Annotated in this window: 16 protein-coding genes; 11 read left to right on the forward strand and 5 right to left on the reverse strand. The window is 65.7% G+C overall.

Annotated elements, in window-relative coordinates; genetic code table 11:
- Nucleotides 1–16: 16 nt before the first annotated feature.
- From AB4Z47_RS07860 to mptB, 3 genes are all read right to left on the reverse strand, one after another.
- Nucleotides 17–808 carry an ABC transporter permease gene (locus AB4Z47_RS07860; RefSeq protein WP_441949109.1) on the reverse strand — a complete coding sequence of 264 codons (792 nt, stop codon included), beginning with the start codon at nucleotides 806–808 and terminating at the stop codon, nucleotides 17–19.
- Nucleotides 805–1,728 (reverse strand): ABC transporter ATP-binding protein, encoded by a 924-nt coding sequence (locus AB4Z47_RS07865; RefSeq protein ID WP_441949110.1) that lies wholly within the window; start codon nucleotides 1,726–1,728, stop codon nucleotides 805–807. The genes AB4Z47_RS07860 and AB4Z47_RS07865 overlap by 4 nt, the downstream gene beginning before the upstream one ends.
- Nucleotides 1,729–1,801: 73 nt before the next feature.
- Entirely contained in the window at nucleotides 1,802–3,484 is a 1,683-nt protein-coding gene (gene mptB, locus AB4Z47_RS07870) for a polyprenol phosphomannose-dependent alpha 1,6 mannosyltransferase MptB (protein WP_441949112.1), read from the reverse strand.
- A gap of 455 nt (nucleotides 3,485–3,939) precedes the next feature.
- Between mptB and AB4Z47_RS07875 the strand changes: the two genes are divergently transcribed.
- The 8 genes from AB4Z47_RS07875 (at nucleotide 3,940) to AB4Z47_RS07910 (ending at nucleotide 12,422) form a co-directional block, all read left to right on the forward strand.
- A complete protein-coding gene (locus tag AB4Z47_RS07875; protein ID WP_441949113.1) occupies nucleotides 3,940–4,764 on the forward strand; it encodes a helix-turn-helix transcriptional regulator in 825 nt (274 codons plus the stop codon).
- A complete protein-coding gene (gene sufB, locus AB4Z47_RS07880; RefSeq protein WP_441949115.1) occupies nucleotides 4,761–6,197 on the forward strand; it encodes a Fe-S cluster assembly protein SufB in 1,437 nt (478 codons plus the stop codon). The genes AB4Z47_RS07875 and sufB overlap by 4 nt, the downstream gene beginning before the upstream one ends.
- Entirely contained in the window at nucleotides 6,197–7,441 is a 1,245-nt protein-coding gene (gene sufD / locus AB4Z47_RS07885; protein WP_441949117.1) for a Fe-S cluster assembly protein SufD, read from the forward strand. The genes sufB and sufD overlap by 1 nt, the downstream gene beginning before the upstream one ends.
- 38 nt (nucleotides 7,442–7,479) lie before the next feature.
- Entirely contained in the window at nucleotides 7,480–8,298 is an 819-nt protein-coding gene (sufC, locus tag AB4Z47_RS07890) for a Fe-S cluster assembly ATPase SufC (protein WP_441949118.1), read from the forward strand.
- Nucleotide 8,299: 1 nt separating this feature from the next.
- Entirely contained in the window at nucleotides 8,300–9,553 is a 1,254-nt protein-coding gene (locus AB4Z47_RS07895; RefSeq protein ID WP_441949120.1) for a cysteine desulfurase, read from the forward strand.
- A gap of 3 nt (nucleotides 9,554–9,556) precedes the next feature.
- The gene (sufU, locus tag AB4Z47_RS07900; RefSeq protein ID WP_441949121.1) at nucleotides 9,557–10,057 is read left to right on the forward strand and encodes a Fe-S cluster assembly sulfur transfer protein SufU; all 501 of its coding nucleotides are present in this window, start codon (nucleotides 9,557–9,559) and stop codon (nucleotides 10,055–10,057) included.
- On the forward strand, nucleotides 10,054–10,443 hold the full coding sequence (locus tag AB4Z47_RS07905; protein WP_441949123.1) for a metal-sulfur cluster assembly factor: 390 nt from the start codon (nucleotides 10,054–10,056) through the stop codon (nucleotides 10,441–10,443). The genes sufU and AB4Z47_RS07905 overlap by 4 nt, the downstream gene beginning before the upstream one ends.
- Nucleotides 10,444–11,924: 1,481 nt before the next feature.
- A complete protein-coding gene (locus tag AB4Z47_RS07910) occupies nucleotides 11,925–12,422 on the forward strand; it encodes a threonyl-tRNA synthetase editing domain-containing protein (RefSeq protein WP_441949125.1) in 498 nt (165 codons plus the stop codon).
- Nucleotides 12,423–12,569: 147 nt separating this feature from the next.
- Here the strand turns inward: AB4Z47_RS07910 and AB4Z47_RS07915 are convergent, their stop codons facing one another.
- A complete protein-coding gene (locus AB4Z47_RS07915) occupies nucleotides 12,570–13,865 on the reverse strand; it encodes a KamA family radical SAM protein (protein ID WP_441949127.1) in 1,296 nt (431 codons plus the stop codon).
- 1,408 nt (nucleotides 13,866–15,273) lie between these two features.
- Between AB4Z47_RS07915 and AB4Z47_RS07920 the strand changes: the two genes are divergently transcribed.
- Complete coding sequence (locus AB4Z47_RS07920) at nucleotides 15,274–16,227, forward strand: acyltransferase domain-containing protein (RefSeq protein ID WP_441949129.1); 954 nt, start codon at nucleotides 15,274–15,276, stop codon at nucleotides 16,225–16,227.
- A 45-nt stretch (nucleotides 16,228–16,272) separates the two neighbouring features.
- Here AB4Z47_RS07920 and AB4Z47_RS07925 read toward each other — a convergent pair whose 3' ends face one another.
- Entirely contained in the window at nucleotides 16,273–17,319 is a 1,047-nt protein-coding gene (locus AB4Z47_RS07925) for a GNAT family N-acetyltransferase (protein WP_441949131.1), read from the reverse strand.
- Nucleotides 17,320–17,480: 161 nt separating this feature from the next.
- Between AB4Z47_RS07925 and AB4Z47_RS07930 the strand changes: the two genes are divergently transcribed.
- Both AB4Z47_RS07930 and AB4Z47_RS07935 read left to right on the forward strand, forming a co-directional pair.
- Complete coding sequence (locus tag AB4Z47_RS07930) at nucleotides 17,481–18,719, forward strand: MFS transporter (protein ID WP_441949133.1); 1,239 nt, start codon at nucleotides 17,481–17,483, stop codon at nucleotides 18,717–18,719.
- The gene (locus tag AB4Z47_RS07935) at nucleotides 18,716–19,981 is read left to right on the forward strand and encodes an ATP-grasp domain-containing protein (RefSeq protein WP_441949135.1); all 1,266 of its coding nucleotides are present in this window, start codon (nucleotides 18,716–18,718) and stop codon (nucleotides 19,979–19,981) included. The genes AB4Z47_RS07930 and AB4Z47_RS07935 overlap by 4 nt, the downstream gene beginning before the upstream one ends.
- The last annotated feature ends 44 nt before the right edge of the window (nucleotides 19,982–20,025 follow it).

Consider the following 20,025-nt stretch of genomic DNA (forward strand, 5'->3'; position numbering starts at 1 on the left):
TCCGTCGTTGGATGAATCAGTGGAAGCGGAACAGCCGGGTCGCGAGGACGCCGGACGCGCCGCCCCAGACCGCGAGCACGGCCACCCCGAACCAGTCGACGCTGCTGCGCATCGCATCCTCCAGAGTGACCGCCAGCGCGCCCGAGGGGATCAGCCGGGCCAGCACGTTCACCGCCGTCGGCAGGTCATCGGAGGCGAACACGATGCTGGCGATGCCGAGCATGACGAACCAGAGGATGTTCGCCAGCGCGAGCACGACCTCCGCTTTGAGGGTGCCTCCGAGCAGCAGCCCCATCGCCGCGAAGGTGGCGGTGCCGAGCGCGATCACACCAGCGCCGAACAGCAGACCAACCGGCTCGGGGCGCCAGCCGAGCGCGAAGCCGATCACGCCGAGCAGGATCGCCTGCAGCACGACGACGATGAGCACCGCCGCGCTCTTGCCCGCGATGACGCCCCAACGCGGCAGCGCCGTCGCGCCGAGCCGTTTGAGCGCGCCGTAGCGACGGTCGAAGCCGACCGCGATGGCCTGGCCGGTAAACGCGGTCGACATGACGGCAACCATCATCACCGCGGGCACGATCTTGTCCACCCGATCCGTGCCGAGATCGCCGAACGGCAGCAGGCTCAGGCCGACCAGCAGGGTGATCGGAATGAACATGGTCAGCAGCAGCTGTTCTCCATTGCGCAGCAACAGGATCAGTTCCAGCCGGGTCTGCGCGATCATCATCGCGGCGCGCGAGCTGGGGCGCGGGGTGGGGGTGAAGGTGCCCGGCGCGAAGCGGTTGGCGGTCAGGTCGTGCTGGCTCATCCGCGCAGGTCCCGTCCGGTCAGTTCCAGGAAGACATCTTCGAGGCGGCGCTGATCGATCCGGATGTCGGTGGCCAGCACGTCCATCCGCGCGCACCACGCGGTAACCGTCGCGAGCACCTGCGGATTGATCTCACCCTCCACCAGATACGTGCCGGGCGCGGTCTCCCTGGGCGCGAATCCTTCCGGCAGAGCCGTCGTCAGTAGTTCGAGGTTCAGCTTCGGCGGAGCGCAGAACCGCAGCTGTCCGGCCGCACCGTGCGCGGTGACCTCGGCGGGGGTGCCGGAGGCGACGATGCGGCCGTGATCGATGATCACCAGCTGGTCGGCGAGCTGCTCGGCCTCATCCATCATGTGCGTGGTCAGCACGACGGTCACCCCGTCCCTGCGCAGGGCATCGATCAGCTCCCAGACCATCAGCCGGGCTTGTGCGTCCAGGCCCGCGGTGGGTTCGTCCAGGAACACGATCTCCGGCTTGCCCACCAGTGCGCAGGCCAGTGCGAGCCGCTGCTGCTGTCCGCCGGAGAGACGACGGTAGGGCGTGCGGCGGTTGTCCTGCAGCCCGAGCATGCGTAGCAGCCACTCCGGGTCGAGCGGATCGGCGGAGTATGCGGCGACCAGGTCGAGCATTTCGCCCGCCCGCGCACCCGGGTACGCGCCGCCTCCCTGAAGCATCACGCCGATGCGGGGGCGCAGCCGTTCGGAATCAGCCACCGGGTCGAGGCCGAGCACGCGCACAGAACCTGCGTCCGGCGAGGCGAATCCCTCGCACATTTCCACCGTGGTGGTCTTGCCGGCGCCGTTCGGGCCGAGCAGTGCGAGCACCTGCGCCCGTTCGACCTCGAAGGACAGGCTGTCCACCGCCGTGGTCTCACCGTAACGCTTGACGACGTGATCGACGCTGACGGCGGGTCCGGTCACGACTCCGCCTCGCTGGCGCTCGGCTGCGTCGCGTCCGTTGGTGCTGTGTTGATGGCTCCCTCGCTGCGCTCGGTCACGATGTCACACCGTAAGAGGCGGGCAGCTGTGATGGAGCAGACACCCCTGTCTGCCCCCGCCAGGGCAGCGCGTTGCGGGTGATGACGACGAACAGTATCCCGACGATCACGGTGGCGATCGCGGCGCCCACGATCTGGAACACCTCGAGGTCGGCGCCGCGCGGCATCAGGATCACGCTCACGACCGCCGAAAACGCCACGGCCGGGAGGCGGAACACCGGCCGGGTCGCCCACGCGGCCAGCGGCACGATCGCCCACAGCAGATACCAGGGCTGCACCACCGGGAACAGCAGCACGATGGCGCCGAGCGCCACGCCGAGCGCGCCGACCGGATGTAACCGCCCGGTGCCGGTGGCGACCAGCATTCGTACGGTGAAGAAGCCTGCGACCAAGCCCGCGATCGGCCGGGTGATGCTCAGCAATGCTGTGGTGTGGTCGCCGAGTCCGAGCAGCACGCCGCCGAACCCGGTGATGATGCCGAGCACTGTCGGCAGCGACATCCAGCTGCGCACCACACTCGCGGTGTTCAGGGTGTAGATCCACCCGAACCCGAGCCCGCTCACCGAACTGATGAAAAGTGTTGTGCCGACGGCGATCGCGCCGAGCGTGGCGGCCGCGATCGCGACCGTGCGCAACGCCGCGCCCCATCTTCTGGCCAGGGCCATGCCGACGAAGCCGAGCGCGATGATCGAGGTGAACTTGATCGAGGACGAGAGCGTGATGATGACCGCCCCGGTGATCAGCCACGCGTAGGCGCGTCCATCGAACGGGTGGGTGTCCTCGATGGCGCGCAGACAGAACTCCAACCCTGCCAGCATCAGGCCGAGCATCAGCGCGTCGTTGTGCACGCCCCCGACCAGATGGAACAGCACCAGCGGGTTGGCGGCGCCGAGCCACAGCGCGCTCACCGGCGCGACACCGCAGCGCACCGAAAGTCGTGGCAGTGCCCAGACGATCAGCGCGACGCCGCCGAGCGCCAGGATCCGGTGCACCCAAACGCCCGCGATGATGTTGTCGCCGGTGAGTTCGGCAATGCCGCGGCCGATCCAGAGGAACAACGGCCCATAGGGCGCGGGAGTATCGCGCCATATGGTCGGAACATTGTTGGTGAGGACGTTGTCGATCCCGAGTCCCGCGACCGGGCCTTCCTGATAGGGATCGATGCCGCGCGCGGCGATCTCGCTCTGCGCAAGATAGGAATACACGTCGTTGCTGAACAGCGGTGGGGCCACGCTGAGCGGGATGAGCCACAGCAGCAGCGTGCGATCCAGCTGCGAGCGGGTCAGCCGGTGGATGGGGGAGCCGCCGACTCCGCCGACCGCGAACCGGCCCAGCAGCAGCCAGGCCAGTACGACGACGACGGTGCCGGTCATGCACATGGCCAGCGAACCGGTGTGCGCGCGGGCGAAGATGCCGAGCACGCGCACGCCGGAGGTCGGATTCTGGTGTACCGGCTGCGCGCCGATACCGAGCGCGCTGATCGCCATCAGCACCGTGCCGGTCGCGCCCATCAGGCGGATCCGGTCGAGCTGGACCAGCTCCTTGCGGTCGAGGCCGGGCACCTCCGACTCGTCGCGATGCAGGACCGCGATCGTGTGATCGGCCGCGGGGACGTCGAGTCCGAGTGCCCGGCGCGCGAACGCCAGTGTGCTGCGCCGTGCGCCCTCCAGTACCGCCACGAGACGAAGCCTAATGCTCACTCCCATCACTGTGGCCCGTGTACCTGTCTGTCACCCGGAGGTTGTTACGGCACGGCACGATAGCCCGAGATCTTCCGCCCACGGTCTGCACGGAGTTCGATGCCGGCGGTGAACCTCGATGAAAGTCGGCCATCGGCTCCCGTGAGTTCCCTGCCGCACGGCCTTTCGCATCGTGTGAACAACGCCCATCGACCGGCCGACCCGAGCAGGTTCACCGATCTGCGTGCTGAATCGCTCGGCGTTTTCGGCGGGGATTACTCCGGCTGGTGCTGTGTGATACGTCACTTCGTTGCTGGATCGGGTTCATCTCGGACGCATGGTGTGCGGACTTTGGCCAGTCCCGTGGCGTCCCGGCCGTTCGACCGCAGGTCGGGCGGCAATAACTCAGGTCACCCTTATTAGATTTCGGGAACGAATTCCGCCACACTGATGTTGTGAAAACCGTGGGTTTGCGGGACAACGACGAAGGGGCCGGTCGCAAGGCTGGTGCCGGGTCGTCTGCTGCTCATGTGACGGTCGGTACCGAGGGACACACCCGTGCGGCCATCGTTCACCTGCTGCTGGAGGAGGGGCCGATCACCGCGACCGCCATCGGGAGCAAGCTGGGCCTGGCTCCGGCGGGCGTGCGCAGGCACCTGGACGCACTGATCGACTCCGGTCAGGCGCGGGCGAGCCGATCGGCGCCGTGGCAGCAGAAGGGACGCGGTCGCCCAGCCAAGCAGTACCAGCTCACTGCCGCGGGGCGCGGCCAGCTCGGCCACGCCTACGACGACCTGGCTGGTGCGGCCATCCGGCAGCTCGGGGAGATCGGCGGCGAAAAAGCCATCACCGAGTTCGCGCGCAAACGGGCACGCACTATCGTGGCTGGGATCGAACCCGTCGGACAGCACGCCGCCGGGGAGCAGAATGCCGCAGACACCGAGGCCAAGGCTGAGGAGATCGCCGAGGCATTCACCGAAGCCGGGTTCGCCGCCACCACCCGGAAGGTGGGCGCGGGCGTGCAGATCTGCCAGCACCACTGCCCGGTCTCGCACGTCGCCGAGGAGTTTCCGCAGCTGTGCGCGGCCGAACTGGAGGCGTTCCGCGAGCTGCTCGGCACCCACGTGCAGCGGCTGGCCACGATCGCCAACGGCGACTGCGCGTGTACCACGCACGTGCCGCTGCTGGTATTGCCGATCGGCGAGAAGAAAACGTCAACACAAACCGCTGCACAGCCCGCAGCGGTACGAACGAACGACTCCGGAAGGAGTGCCGAATGACGACGACCACCGACCAGGTGCAACCGCTCACCCAGGAAGAGACCATCGCTTCGCTGGGCAAATACGGTTACGGCTGGGCCGATTCGGATGTGGCCGGCGCCAGTGCGCAACGAGGTCTGTCCGAGGCAGTTGTCCGCGACATCTCGGCGAAGAAGAACGAGCCGGTATGGATGCTCGAGCAGCGGCTCAAGGCGTTGCGGATCTTCGATCGCAAGCCCATGCCGAACTGGGGCTCCAATCTCGACGGCATCGACTTCGACAACATCAAGTACTTCGTGCGCTCGACCGAGAAGCAGGCCGAGAGCTGGGAAGACCTGCCCGAGGACATCAAGAACACCTATGACCGGCTCGGCATCCCCGAGGCGGAGAAGCAGCGCCTGGTCGCCGGTGTCGCCGCGCAGTACGAGTCGGAGGTCGTCTACCACCAGATCCGCGAGGACCTGGAGGCCCAGGGCGTGATCTTCCTGGACACCGACACCGGCCTGAAGGAGCACCCGGAGATCTTCCAGCAGTACTTCGGCTCGGTGATCCCGGCCGGTGACAACAAGTTCTCCGCGCTGAACACCGCCGTCTGGTCGGGTGGCTCGTTCATCTACGTGCCGCCGGGGGTCCACGTCGACATCCCGCTGCAGGCCTACTTCCGGATCAACACCGAGAACATGGGCCAGTTCGAGCGGACCTTGATCATCGTCGACGAGGGCGCTTACGTGCACTACGTCGAGGGCTGCACCGCACCGATCTACAAGTCGGACTCGCTGCACTCCGCGGTCGTCGAGATCATCGTGAAGAAGGGCGGCCGCTGCCGCTACACCACCATTCAGAACTGGTCGAACAACGTCTACAACCTGGTTACCAAGCGGGCCAAGGCGGAGGCGGGCGCGACCATGGAGTGGATCGACGGAAATATCGGCTCCAAGGTCACCATGAAGTACCCGGCGGTGTGGATGACCGGCGAGTACGCCAAGGGCGAGGTGCTCTCGGTAGCGTTCGCCGGCGAGGGCCAGCACCAGGACACCGGCGCGAAGATGCTGCACCTGGCACCCCACACGTCCTCGACCATCGTGTCGAAGTCGGTGGCGCGCGGCGGCGGCCGCGCCTCCTACCGCGGCCTGGTCCAGGTGAACAAGGGCGCGCATGGCTCCAAGTCGACCGTGAAGTGCGACGCGCTGTTGGTCGACACGATCAGCCGCTCGGACACCTACCCCTACGTCGACATCCGTGAGGACGACGTGACCATGGGCCACGAGGCGACCGTCTCGAAGGTCTCCGAGGACCAGCTGTTCTACCTGATGAGCCGTGGCCTCACCGAGGACGAGGCGATGGCGATGGTGGTGCGCGGCTTCGTCGAGCCGATCGCCAAGGAACTTCCGATGGAATACGCACTGGAACTGAACCGGCTCATCGAGCTGCAGATGGAAGGGGCCGTTGGCTGATGGGGACTGGTGTGATTGGAGCGGTCGAGGGCGAGAACCCCACGGCCAAGCCGATTCAGAACCCGGGCGCAGGGGCCGCGACCAACAAGGGCGAGGTCTTCACCTCGTACGACGTGAACGCCTTCGAGGTGCCTTCTTCGCACGACGAGGCGTGGCGGTTCACCCCGCTGCGCCGCCTGCGTGGGCTCCACGACGGCACCGCGGTCCGGGACGGCCAGGCCACGGTCGAGGTCACCTCGATCGCCGGCGTGAAGGTCGAGACCGTGACGCGCACCGACTCTCGCCTCGGCGAGGCGGGTGTGCCGTCGGACCGGGTTGCCGCGCAGGCTTATTCGGGCTTCGAGTCGGCCACTATCGTGTCGGTCGGCGAGGAGACCGAGGTCGCCGAACCGGTTGTCGTCACGGTCACCGGCCCCGGCGAGGGCAAGACCGCCTACGGCCACCTGCAGATCAGGCTGGACAACTTCGCGGCCGCGACCGTGGTGATAGACCAGCGCGGCAGCGGAACCTACGCCGAGAACGTGGAATTCGTGCTCGGTGACAGCGCGAAGCTCACCGTCGTCGCGGTTCAGGACTGGGCCGACGATGCCGTGAACGCCACCGCACACCACGGCAAACTGGGCCGCGATGCCACGCTGCGGCATATCGCGGTCACCCTCGGCGGCGATCTGGTGCGCCTCACCGCCACCGTGCGCTACGACGGCCCCGGCGGCGACGCCGAGTTGCTCGGCCTCTACTTCGCCGACGCAGGCCAGCACTTCGAGCAGCGTCTGCTCGTCGATCACGCGGTCCCGTACTGCAAGTCGAGGGTGCTGTACAAGGGTGCGCTGCAAGGCGACCCGGCTGAGTCCGATGGGCGCTCCGCAAGCTCCGCGCACGTACCGAAGGGTGATGCCCGCACCGTGTGGGTGGGCGACGTGTTGATCCGCGCTGCCGCTGAAGGCACAGATACCTTCGAAGTGAACCGCAACCTGGTTCTCACCGACGGCGCCCGCGCCGACTCGGTGCCGAACCTGGAGATCGAGACCGGCGAGATCGTCGGCGCCGGACACGCGAGTGCGACCGGTCGTTTCGACGACGAGCAACTGTTCTACCTGCGCGCCCGCGGCATCCCGGAGGACGCCGCCCGCCGCCTGGTGGTGCGCGGCTTCTTCCACGAGCTCATCCAGAAGATCGCGGTGCCCGAGATCCGGGAGCGGCTGGAGTCGGCCATCGAAGCCGAACTCGCCGCGATCGGCGTCTGAAAACCGAACTACCCACCCCGCAAAGGAATTCGAATTCGATGACCACCCTGGAAATCAAGGACCTGCACGCCGAGGTCGCCAACCCGGACGAGTCCGGTGCGCCCATCAAGATCCTGAATGGTGTGAACCTCACGGTGAAATCCGGTGAGACGCACGCCATCATGGGCCCTAACGGTTCGGGCAAGTCGACCCTGTCGTACGCGATCGCCGGGCACCCGAAGTACACGGTGACCCAGGGTTCGATCACCCTCGACGGTGAGGACGTCCTGGAGATGTCCGTCGACGAGCGCGCACGGGCCGGTCTTTTCCTGGCCATGCAGTACCCGGTCGAGGTCCCCGGTGTCTCGATGTCGAACTTCCTGCGTACCGCCGCCACCGCCGTGCGCGGCGAGGCCCCGAAGCTGCGGCACTGGGTCAAGGAGGTGAAGGAGTCGATGAGCGAGTTGGAGATCGACGCCGCCTTTGCCGATCGCAGTGTGAACGAGGGCTTCTCCGGTGGTGAGAAGAAGCGCCACGAGATCCTGCAGCTCGGCCTGCTCAAGCCGAAGATCGCCATCCTGGACGAGACGGACTCCGGCCTGGACGTCGACGCGCTGCGCGTCGTCTCCGAGGGGGTGAACCGCTATAAGGAGCGGGAAAATGGCGGCGTCCTCCTGATCACGCACTACACCCGCATCCTGCGCTACATCCAGCCGCAGTTCGTGCACGTGTTCGTCGGTGGGCGCATCGTCGCCGAGGGCGGCGCCGAACTCGCCGAAGAACTCGACGCCAACGGCTACGTCCGCTTCACGCACAACTCACCCACCCCGTCGGCTTCGCCGACTGCCGTCCCCCAGTCCGCTACCGCTGGAGCCTGACATGACCGCTACGGTCCGCACCCTCGACGTCGCCCGTATCCGGGCCGACTTCCCGATCCTGAGCCGTACGGTTCGGGACGGGAAACCGTTGGTGTACCTGGACTCCGGCGCGACTTCGCAGCGGCCGTTGGACGTGCTCGAGGCGGAACGGGCCTTCCTGATCACCAGCAATTCGGCGGTGCACCGCGGCGCGCACCAGCTCGCCGAGGAGGCGACCGACGCCTACGAGGGCGCGCGGGCCGATATCGCGCGGTTCGTCGGTGTCGACGCGGGCGAGATCGTGTTCACCAAGAACGCCACCGAATCGCTCAACTTGGTGACCTACTCGTTCGCCGACAACCGGTTCCCATACCACGTCGGCCCAGGTGACGAGATCGTCATCACCGAGCTGGAGCATCACGCGAATCTCGTTCCCTGGCAGGAACTCGCGCGCCGCACGGGTGCGACGCTGAAATGGTTCGGGATCACCGACGACGGCCGGATCGACCTCGCTTCCCTCGAATTGTCGCCCGCCACCAAGGTTGTCGCGTTCACCCACCAGTCCAATGTCACCGGCGCGATCACCGATGTCGCCGAGTTGGTCCGCCGGGCACAGGCCGTCGGCGCACTGACGGTGCTGGACGCCTGCCAGTCGGTGCCGCACATGCCGGTCGACTTCCGCGAGCTCGGCATCGATTTCGCCGCGTTCTCCGGGCACAAGATGTTCGGACCTTCCGGTGTCGGCGTGCTCTACGGCCGCCGGGCGCTGCTGGAGGAGACTCCACCGTTCATCTCCGGTGGCTCGATGATCGAGACCGTCACCATGGAGCGCAGCACCTACGCGCCGCCGCCGCAGCGGTTCGAGGCCGGTGTGCCGATGACCTCGCAGGTAGTCGGGTTGGGCGCTGCCGTGCGGTATCTGGAGGACATCGGCATGGAAGCGGTAGCCGCGCATGAGCACACGCTCGTCGGTGCGGCGCTGGAGGGTCTCGGTGCGATCGACGGCGTCCGTATCGTCGGCCCGACCGAGAATGTGGATCGCGGGGGCGCCGTGTCGTTCGTGGTCGACGGAATCCACGCGCATGATGTCGGGCAGATTCTCGACGACGAAGGCGTCGCGGTGCGCGTCGGTCACCATTGCGCGTGGCCGCTCATGCGACGCCTCGGGATTCCGGCCACCGCGCGCGCGTCGTTCGCGGCCTACAACACCCTCGACGAGGTGGACGCGCTGGTCGCCGCAGTGCGGAAGGCCCAGACGTTCTTCGGAGTTGCATAAAACATGCGCATGGAGCAGATGTACCAGGAAGTGATCCTGGACCACTACAAGCACCCGCATCGCCGCGGGCTCCGAGAGCCGTACGGTGCCGAGGTGCACCACGTGAACCCCACCTGCGGCGACGAGGTGACACTGCGCGTGTGGCTCGATGACAACGGCGACGTCGCCGACGTCTCCTATGATGGACAGGGCTGCTCGATCAGCCAGGCCGCCACCTCGATCCTCACCGACCAGGTGATCGGCCTTCCGGTGCAGCAGGCGCTGAAGGTTGTCGACTCCTACAGCGAGATGATCTCCAGCCGTGGCACCGTCGAAGGCGACGAGGAGGTGATCGGCGACGGGATCGCCCTCGCGGGAGTGTCCAAGTATCCGGCGCGGGTGAAGTGCGCGCTGCTCGGGTGGATGGCGTTCAAGGACGCTGTGATCAGGATCGGCCCCGAGAGCGCCGTGGGCGACATCAGGGAAGAAGCGAAGGGTCCGATGGGAAACGGGGAAGCGTCATGAGTGACACAGCGGCCACCGACACGGCCGAGCAGGTCGACCCGGCCGAGCAGGTCGAGCTGTCCGCCGAGGACATCAAGCTGCTCGAGGACATCGAAGAGGCGATGCGAGACGTCGTCGACCCGGAACTCGGCATCAACGTCGTCGATCTGGGCCTGGTCTACGGTCTGCGCGTCGAGGAGGACAACACCGCCGTCCTCGACATGACCCTCACCTCCGCGGCTTGCCCGCTCACCGACGTCATCGAGGACCAGTCGCGCAACGCGCTGGTCCGCAGCGGATTGGTGGAGGACCTGAAGATCAACTGGGTCTGGATTCCGCCGTGGGGCCCGGACAAGATCACCGAGGATGGTCGCGAACAGCTGCGCGCCCTTGGATTCACGGTGTAGTCGTCGAGCTGATGGCGGCCGCCGGGATTCAACAGGGTGCTGGTGCAGGAGCAACGCGGAATGATCCGGTGAGCGGGTCCGGTGGTAGCAGTGTCGGAAGTTCAAGTCCTCCTCGCCTACCGAGGTAGTGCGGTAAAGCCGCAGTTCAGCGCATATTTTCGCAGGTCTGCGGCCGTTCTGGCCCACAGGGTTTGTCGACGGAGGTTCGACGTGCGGGTAGGGCCGACGTTGGCGGGGAGATCTCAGTCGACCAGGGCTTTTGCTCCGACCCCCCGAGCCTCGATGGCGTCGTGGACATCGACGCGGTGCGCTGATGAGCATCAGCGCACCGGCATCGGTGATGTCATAACGCACGGTAAGCCTGTACCCGGTATCGATTGCGCCCTGAACCTAGCCCGATCGCGCAGCTTGTCGACAACACGATGCGGCAATAGTTGCGGGGTTATGGTGCGAGGTCGACAGTGCTAGTGGTCAGTTCGAGTGCCTCGGCGCAGGGCCAGGACGCAGGGTGTGAGAGTAATTCTGGATTCGCCACAGCGAGGCGAGAAAGCCGAAACGAGCCTTTCCCCTTTGCCGTGGGCATCGAATTCAGATATTCCGCCGAGGCTACCGTCGAATATCCGGATTGCCGAAGGGCGCTGTGTCAAATGCCGGTGCGTTGGCGGGATGTTTCGTGCGTCCTGTAGAACAGGATGTCTCCGGTATCGGTGATCGAGGTTGTTGGTAAAGTCGTCGCCGCTTTGCCGGCGGAAACAGGCGATCCGATGCGGCAGCGATGAGGGCGGGTCGGTGCGCAACCTCCCCGCGTACGAGCTGTTCCCGGCAGCGATCCCCCAGTGGTGGGAAGTCATCATCGGACGGAGTGGTGGGTGACGACGCGAGACCGGTGTTCGCTGAGGTGAAGTGGACCTGAGGCGAGGACGAATACGACCGCGACCTGGCTCGTCGGCCGTTGCGTGTGAGCACGGCGATCACGCGGCACGGCGTTGCTTTCAAGTGCAATTCGCTATATGAGGCGGATACCCCGGTCTGAACTGCGATCCCCGACGGGGAGTGTTGACCGCGTCGACACGATCGCGTTACCGTAGCGATCGTCAGCGTACCGAAATCGCTTGGAAAGCAGGGTATTGCACTGAAATGCACGTGCGAGCACGGGGACCGAAAGTGCGTATGCACACCCGTCTCCGTCTATCTCCAGGGATTGGGGTGAAGCGAAGCCATCCGTTTGCAGACTGCGATGCGGGGTGGGGGACTCGTTGTTGAATCGACCTGCAACCTCGGCGGTCGGATCGCGAAATGCTGTCTGTGCGAACCGAATAGAAGGTTGACATCGCAATAGCGAGTCCGCAGTCGACAATCCGATCTCGGGCAAAGATGAGAATTCCCTGTCGAAAACAATACTGAAATATCGTTTCCGGTTCTCGGCCAGACGCGACGGGCACCTTGATCTTCCTGTAATGGCTTCCCCTATGAGGTTGCATATGAAAATCTTCAGTAGCCGCTGCCGGACATTTGAATACACCGTGACGACGGCAAGCTCATCGGCCATCTGGCTCGAGCCCGCGAAGGTGGGGGCGGCACAGTCGTTCTCCGATTGCCTCGCGCTGATGGTCGGCGTGGAGCGCGGCGACCTCTCGTCGCTGTCGGGGGCGACGAAGATGATTCGGCGTGTCGTGACCAAGACCGACGCGACGTCCATCGTCATCAACGGCTTTTCGCACTTGGCCACTCCCGGCAACCGATCCGACGTGGCGATCGCCAAGGAGGTTCTGTCGAGTCTCTCCGAGCGGCTCGAGGCACGTGGTGAGCGGGTGCATCTCATGCCGTTCGGCTGGAACAAGCGATGGAACGCCGACGTGCTCGACGGTGAGTGGGAACAGCGTGTCATCCACGTGCCTTCGCCCGGTCGGGCCCAGCTCCCGGAACCGGTGTCGCAAACAGTGCAGGAGATGTCGTTTCCGACACTCGGCTTGGCGTGACAGGTGCGCTGATCGTACCGAAACGCACGTTGTGACGGGGCGGCGAGGCCGATAAGGCGAAGCCCTACAACATCGACCGCATGCACGCCGCCGCGGCCGCCGAAGGTTGGCCGAAGTCGAGCGTCCTGGTCGTCAACCCCGAGAGGGCTAGCTTGATGTAGCAGTCGGTGTGTCGCCCGGCGAGCCGGGAACTGCGGTGCCCAGAGCGGGTTTCAGGTCGTCGAGCCAGTGCGCGGTCGGGTCGTAGTGGGCGAAGAACTGCTGCCCGACCTGGTCCGGATCTCGGGATTGCAGCATGCGTAGGGCGAAAACCTTGGTGCCCATGATGGTGGGAGCGCCATCGATCAGGACCTTTCCGATTCGGGTGGACATGACCGGGCCGCGAGCGGTTCGGGCCAGCCCCGACACCCCCCGGATGGCGTCGGTGTAGATGCTCAGTGCTTTCGTCAGTGGAACCTCGAAGTAATTGCGGGCGCCGGTGTCCCGCTCGACGAACATGTAATAGGGGACGACCCCGAGTTCGACCAGTTGCTGCCACAGGTCCGCCCAGGCCTCGGCGTTGTCGTTGACGTGCGCGACCACCGGCGCCTGCGCCCGGATGACCGCCCCGGTGCCCCTTATTCGGGCGATGGCCCGCCGCACCGTGGCAGTCTGCAGTTCCCGCGGATGAGAGAAATGCGCCATCACCGCCACATGGTGGCCTGCGGCTACGCACTGCTCGAATAAGCGAAGCAGATCGTCGGCGTCCTCGTCATCGGTAAATCGTGCCGGCCAGTAGGACAGCGCCTTTGTACCGAAGCGTAGCGTCCGGATCTGCGCAGCCCCTGGTGTCAGCAGCGCATCGACCCAGCGGCGCAGTACTGCCGTCTTCATGATCAGTGGGTCACCGCCGGTGAACAGCACATCGGTGACCTCCGGATGCTGCTGCAGGTATGCGGCCATGGCGGCCGGCGCGGAGAGAGCTTGGCGAGTTTCGGTGTCGACGAACTGGGCCCAGCGGAAGCAGTAGCCGCAGTAGGCATGACAGGTCTGCCCTTGGGAAGGGAATACCAACACGGTCTCACGGTATTTGTGTTGCAGGCCGAGTACCGGCTGCCCGTCGAGCAACGGAATGTTTGCGTCTATCTGACCGCCGGGATGCGGATTCAGCAAGCGGCGAGCCTGCGCTGCCGCCTTGCGGAGTACATCCCGGGAGCCGCCTGCCTGGTATAGCTCGTCGATGCTCGTGAACAGTTCGGGCGGCAGCATGTCTCGATGTGGAAAGGTGAGCCGAAAGATCGGGTCCTCGGGCGCTGCTGCCCAGTCGATCAGCTCCTCCGTGACATAGTTGTTCACCCGAAACGGCAGCACGGCAGAGACGACGCGCAAGTCACGCAGGTAGTCGTCGGGCAGGCGGTGTCGGTGAGCCAGTGCGGCCAGTCGCTCGCCGGTGTAGAGCTTCATGTAGTCACCAACTTTTCGTCGCGGTGGTGCAGAGGAGTGTTGTGGTGGTGCAGCCCCGTAGTCCAGATGAGCGGGCGGAAACCGCGATGAGAAGCTGCGGCCCCGAGGAAGGCGGGGCGGGGTCGTTGTCGGCGAACTCGGAGTAGGCCACAGCAATCGCGCTGTGTGTCAATTGCAACACCAGTAGCGGGATCGCCGGAATGGCCAGCCCGTCACCGAGCAGCACGACGCAAGTCGGTACAGCTCGACCGAACGTGTGCCGAACTCTCCCCGCGTGCGGTGCAAGATGTATTGCCGCTCAGGGACACAGAGGAACGACGCGTATCGGGCGCCCTGCTGTCCGGCGCAGGTGTCCACGGTCCGCAGGGTGTAAGCCAGCAGGACGGGGTCGGTCGCGCCGGGCCCTGCGGGCAGGCAGGCATAGCCGGGCGGCAGCGCAAGTACTGCAGGATGCGGCAACTCGGCGTCGTGCGTGGCCGGGACAGCCGGGCGTCGATCGGGCGAGGATGTCGCCGCCCAGGATGGCGGCGATGTCGTAACGCGGCTCGGCGGGAGGAATTGTCAGCAGCCGAGGGTGTAGGGCGACCTGCGGCTTCCCGTCGATGTCGGCGACAACCCAGCGCGGCTCGCCCGGCAGCAGTGGCCCCAGTGTCTCCAGCCACCGGGCGGACACCGCGAAATCCGCGGTCGTGGTCTCGGGCACGCCCCATTCCGGGGGCCGAGTTCGGGATGTCCTCAATACCACACGCATCGCACCTGCAGATTCCCGATGAGTGAGCCCAAATCGACGTTGATCTCGCGGGGACGTCACTCTACGTTCCGTCAACGATCGGCACTTTATCAGTTGAGCCATCATATGTCGGCTTGAACTCGAAGCGCAGTCGTAGGCCTCAGTGTCGATTCTGTGAACGTGGGTAAAGAGCTACCGGGCCGGCAGTTCTATCGAAGCCGGTTGCGCGTTGGCGGCGAGGTCGACCAACGTCGGTGAGCTGAACGACCCTTACCTCACATCGTCCGAAAGGCGCTCGGACCCGACGTCGCAGCCGTTGAGCAGTTGTGTGCCATGGGGGCATCAGGCAGCGACGAAGTGGTCGAGGTGGCTGACCACAGCGACTCGCGTCAAGCGGTGGTGTCGGGCTGAATCGCCGCGGTCGACAGATTCATCGAGCTGATCGAGTCGACGAACGCGGAGCGGGCGGTCGCGCTGATGGTCAGGGGTTCAGCACGTGCGCTTGGTGGACACCCCGCTGACCATGGCATCATTGGGCGCCACCCACCATGTCGAGGTAGGTCCAGGAAAAGCGCTCAGTGGGCTGTGCCGACGCACGCTCCCCGAGGCCGCCGTCTTCCGAATAGATGACGGGACCACGATCCCTGCCTCGACAGAAATGCGACGCAGGGAGCTTCCATGACCGAGCAGCCGATCACCTTGCTGCTACCAGGGCAAGGCAGCCAGCACACCGGCATGGCCCTGGACACCTACCGTCACCAGCCGGAATTCGCGGCGACGATCGATGAATTCCTCACGCTGATGTCCGAGGAAGGAGTCGAGCCCAAGCATCGCTGGCTTTCCGATGATCCTGCGGCCGATCTCGATGACGGCCGGGTCGCGCAGCCCCTGATTTTCGCGATCGAATACGCCTTCGCCACCATGCTGATCCGGGCCGGAGCGAATGTCGGCGCGCTGCTCGGTCACAGTGTCGGTGAACTGGCCGCCGCCACGGTGGCGGGGGTGTTCGATGTGCGTTCGGCCGCACGAATCATGTCCGCGCGATCGCGCGCGCTGGACCTCGCGCCGCCGGGCGGCATGTTCGCGGTCGCGGCAGATCCTGAGGTCGTCCGGCGTCAACTGCGTGCGGAATGGGTGCGGGCCGGTGTCACGGTCGCCGCGGTGAACGGACCTCGCCGCACTATCGTCGCTGGCCCGGACCCGGATGTGCATACGGCGGAATCGATGCTGGGCGAGCAAGGGTTCGTGACCATTGCGGTGCCGGCCCGGCAACCGTGGCACAGTCCGGGTATGGCCCGTGCCGCGGCCGTGTTCGAGCGGTCCATCGCGGCCGAGCGCCTGCACGAGCCGAAAATACCGATCTGGTCGGGCCGGACCGGCCAGCCACTGCGCGCTGATGAGGCGAAGAATCCGGGATTCTGGGCGGGCCAGATCGCGCATCCGGTGCTGTTCTGGGACGCGCTGTCGGATCTGCTCGCCCACCGTAGCTCGATTCTGATCGAGACCGGGCCGGGAACAGGATTGTCGGTCCAAGCCATGTCTCATCCCGCGGTCCGCCAAGGTCGAAGCAAGATCGTCCCGATAACCCAAGGGGCAGGTCAGCCTGCTGCGCAGGTGTGGAAGTCTCGGTAGTAGCCACCGACGACGACTCGATTGCCGTGAATGGCACAGGTTAGTTCACGAATGCCACGTGAACCCGGACAAGTCCTCGAGATGGCAACCGAATTCGGTCTTGTCCTGCCATCTCAGCGTGCCGTAGTCGATGGTGGCGATTCCGCGGCGCAATGCCGCGGCAACTTGCCCGTAGTAGACCGTCAAGTAGTAGCCGCCGTTCACCTCCGGCCGCTGGCCATTCCAAATCGACCGCAGCGTAGCACCGTGGCGCAGAGACAGATTGAAGGCGACAACCCGGTCCTCGGACCGAATCGTGGTCACCACGCGATCCTCGGGCGGGTAGTTGCGGATCATGCGGTCCACCGCCGTGCGCTCCACCGCACGATCGGCGGTGGAGTTGTATTTGCGCAGCAAACCCAGCCGGAGGTCCAGTACATCGTCGCGGACCTCGTCGAGATCGGCCTCCCCCAGGGTCATTCCTCCTTCTTCGAGCCTCCGCAGCAGTCGCCGCAGGCCCTTTTGCCGCTCCCGCGGCAGTCGAGCCAGGTAGCCGTCGATGCCGCCGGCGGCATCAATGGACAATACGCAGGTCGGATACAACGGCACGTGGGTCGCGCCCAACTCGGTCAGACATCGACGCAGAACATGTTGCCGTTCAGGCACATACAGGAACGACACCGACCGGGCACCGCATTCGGCAGCCCACGCCCGCACCGCGGACACGGTGTCGCGCAGCAGGATCGGGTCCTGCGCACCAGGACCAGCCGGTACGCATGTGTAGCCCGGCAGCACGACCGACACCGCGGGATACAACGACTCGACATTCGGCACCGGCCACGTCGTCTCCCGCGGCCGGAACGAGGGGATTTCGCCGCGCAGAATCGCGGCGATGTCGTAGCGCGACTCGTATGGAGGCGCGGATAAGAACCGGGCACACATCCCGACCTGCGGCAGCCCATCCACATGGGCGACCAGCCAGTGCAATTCACCCGGCAGGAGGGGGCCCATAGTGTCCAACCACCGACTGGAGACCGCGTACTCCGCAGTCGTGGCCTCCAGCACGCTCCACTCCGGCGGCCGGACATTGGATGCCGTCAGTTCCACATACATGGTCCCACCTGCAGATACCTAGACGAGGGTCGCGGGCCCGATCGACCACACCTGTAACACCCAACTAGAGTGCCATTCTTCAGCGACATCATACATAACGAGCCGTCATTTGACGGTATGATCATCATCGGCGTGAGACTGAGAAGTTCGGAGCGACAGCCATGACCGGTCCCACCCGGAATCGACTCTTTCTCGGCGGTCAATCGATCTCGCTGCTCGGTGATGGACTGGCCGTCCTGGCCGTTCCGCTGCTTGTTCTCCACCTCACCCATCAGGCGACAGCGGCGGCCCTCGCCGCATCACCGCGCACATTCGGCTATTTGATTTCCGGTCTCGTCGCCGGACCGCTGGTCGACCGGTCCGATCCCCGGCATGTCCTCATCGCCGCCGACGCGGTGCGAGCCGTCGTGTTCTTCGGACTGTTCGGTCTTGCATGCCTAGGGACCGGGCCGGTCGGCGTCATTCTCGTGTTGGCCTTCGCAGCCGGCGTGGCCGGCGTCTTCTTCGAATCCGCGCTGGCGATAGCCGTGCGCGACCTGTACCGTGGCCGGGAATTGTTGCGCGCCAACTCATTTCTCGAGACCGCCAATCAGACATCGGTCCTTGTCGGCCCCGGGCTGGTCGGTATCCTCGCCCTGCTCGGCGGCACTTCACTGGCCTTGCTGGTCAACGCGCTGACATTCGTCATCTCGCTGTCGACCCTCGGTTTCCTGCCGCGCGGTACCGCTGCCGGCTCGTACCGAGAACCGCTGCGCCGGTCAGGCCTGGTGACAGACTTCTGGGCAGGGTTGCGCCACCTCGCCTCACACACGATCCTGATCGCACTCACCACCCTCCTCGCGATCGTCAATATCTGCCAGGGAGTGGAGACGCTCGTCGTCTTCTTCGCCTCTGATCGCCTGCACGCGTCGCCGCTGCTGACCAGCTTCGTAGTCGCCGGCGGCGGATTGGGCGGGGCCTTGGGCGCCGCCACCGCTACCGCGATCGCCGCGCGATACCGTCCCGCGCCGGTCTGTTCGGCTGCGATGCTGCTGGTCAGTGTCGCGCTGACCGCGGCCGGTCTGGCCCCGAATGCCTGGTGCTTGCTCATCGCCAATGCCGGGTTGGTGTGGGCCAGCGCGCTCGCCAGCATCGTCGTCCGAACCTTGCGGCAGCAGCTGGTACCGCGCGAATTCCTCGGCCGAGCGACAAGTGTGATGCGGGCTGTACTCCTGGCGGCCGCCGCGCTGGGCACGGTCGCCGCCGGTCTGTCCACACAGCTGCTCGGCGGGAATCCGCGTCCCGTTTTCATTGCAGCGGCACTGCTCGTCGCCGTATTCGTGGCGCTCATATGGGCCCTCGGATTGCGCCGCCACCGCAACACCCCCATCTATCACAGCGAGGACATGGTGACCGCATGACGACATCACCGATCGGTTCGGAGGAGACCCGCATGCAACCGCACGTGACCGTCATCCATCGAACGCGCGGGGCCGTGGTGCCCTATCTCGACCACCTCGATCACGATTCCGTTGCCGTGTCCTACGTCTGCTCGCAGGCCGCCCGGCACCGAATACCGGAACGAGAAGCCGCCGCCGTCCACATCCTCGAGGACATGACCGGTGTGTCGGCTTCGGTGCGTGCCATGGCCGCTCGATTCGGTACTCCGCAACGGATCGTCACCGTCAGCGAGTTCGACCTACTCACGGCGGCCGAGTTGCGTGCGGAGTTCGACCTCCCCGGCGACCGCCCGGAGCGGGTCCGCGTGTTCCGGGACAAGCTCGCGATGTACTCGGCAGCGGCCACCGGCGGGGTGCCGACTCCGGCATTCGGCGATGCACCCGACACCGCGGCGATCACGCGTTTCGCGCAGCTGCACGGATTTCCGCTGATCGTCAAACCCCGGTTCGGATCCGGCAGCCGCGATGTCGTCAAGCTGCACTCCGCCGCCGACCTGACCGCGTTGCCGGATCTTGCGGCCGAACCGTTTCTCGTGCAGCGCTTCTGTCCGGATCAGGTCGGCATCGTGGACGGGGTCTGGACCGGCACCGAATTGGGTCCCTGGCGAGTCTCCCAATGCCTGGATACGTGCCTGGACTTCGCCACCAGCGGCGCCAGTCTCGGTATCGTCGAGATCGACGATCCGACTGTGGTCGCCGCGGTGCCTGATTTCGCGTACTCCGTACTCACCGCGCTCAGCGACGGGGCGCCCCAGGTATTCCACCTCGAGTTCTTCCTCGGAACTGCCTCCGGTGTGCCGCAGATGCAGTTACTCGAGGTGGCGGCGCGACCAGGCGGCGCCGAAGTCACCCACCTGTGGCGCGAAGTGCACGGCTACGACCTGGTTGGCGCTGCCCTCGACATCCAACTCGGCCGGAGTCCCGGCGCACACCTGTTCGCCCGCGGCTCGGTGACCGGTCAGCTGCTCATCAAGCCGGCGGTGACGCCGCCGTGCCGGATTCTGGCGACGCATTACGACGTGCCACCGACACATGCGCCCTACCATCGGTCGATACCTGAGGAGGGGTCCGTCATCACCGAGACAGACGGCTACGTCGACATCGGCGCGACCTTCCGGTTCCGGGGCGAGTCGACTGCGGCGGTGACCGAGGCAATGCAGTACACCGCCGCGAGTTTCTCGATGGATTGCGTGCCGTGTGTGGCAAGTATCGCCGCCGACTGACCGGCCACGGTCCGAACCGCATCGCCGGGCAGGCGAGTGCGAGT

This window comes from Nocardia sp. 2TAF39 (assembly GCF_052114905.1).
Lineage (GTDB): Bacteria > Actinomycetota > Actinomycetes > Mycobacteriales > Mycobacteriaceae > Nocardia.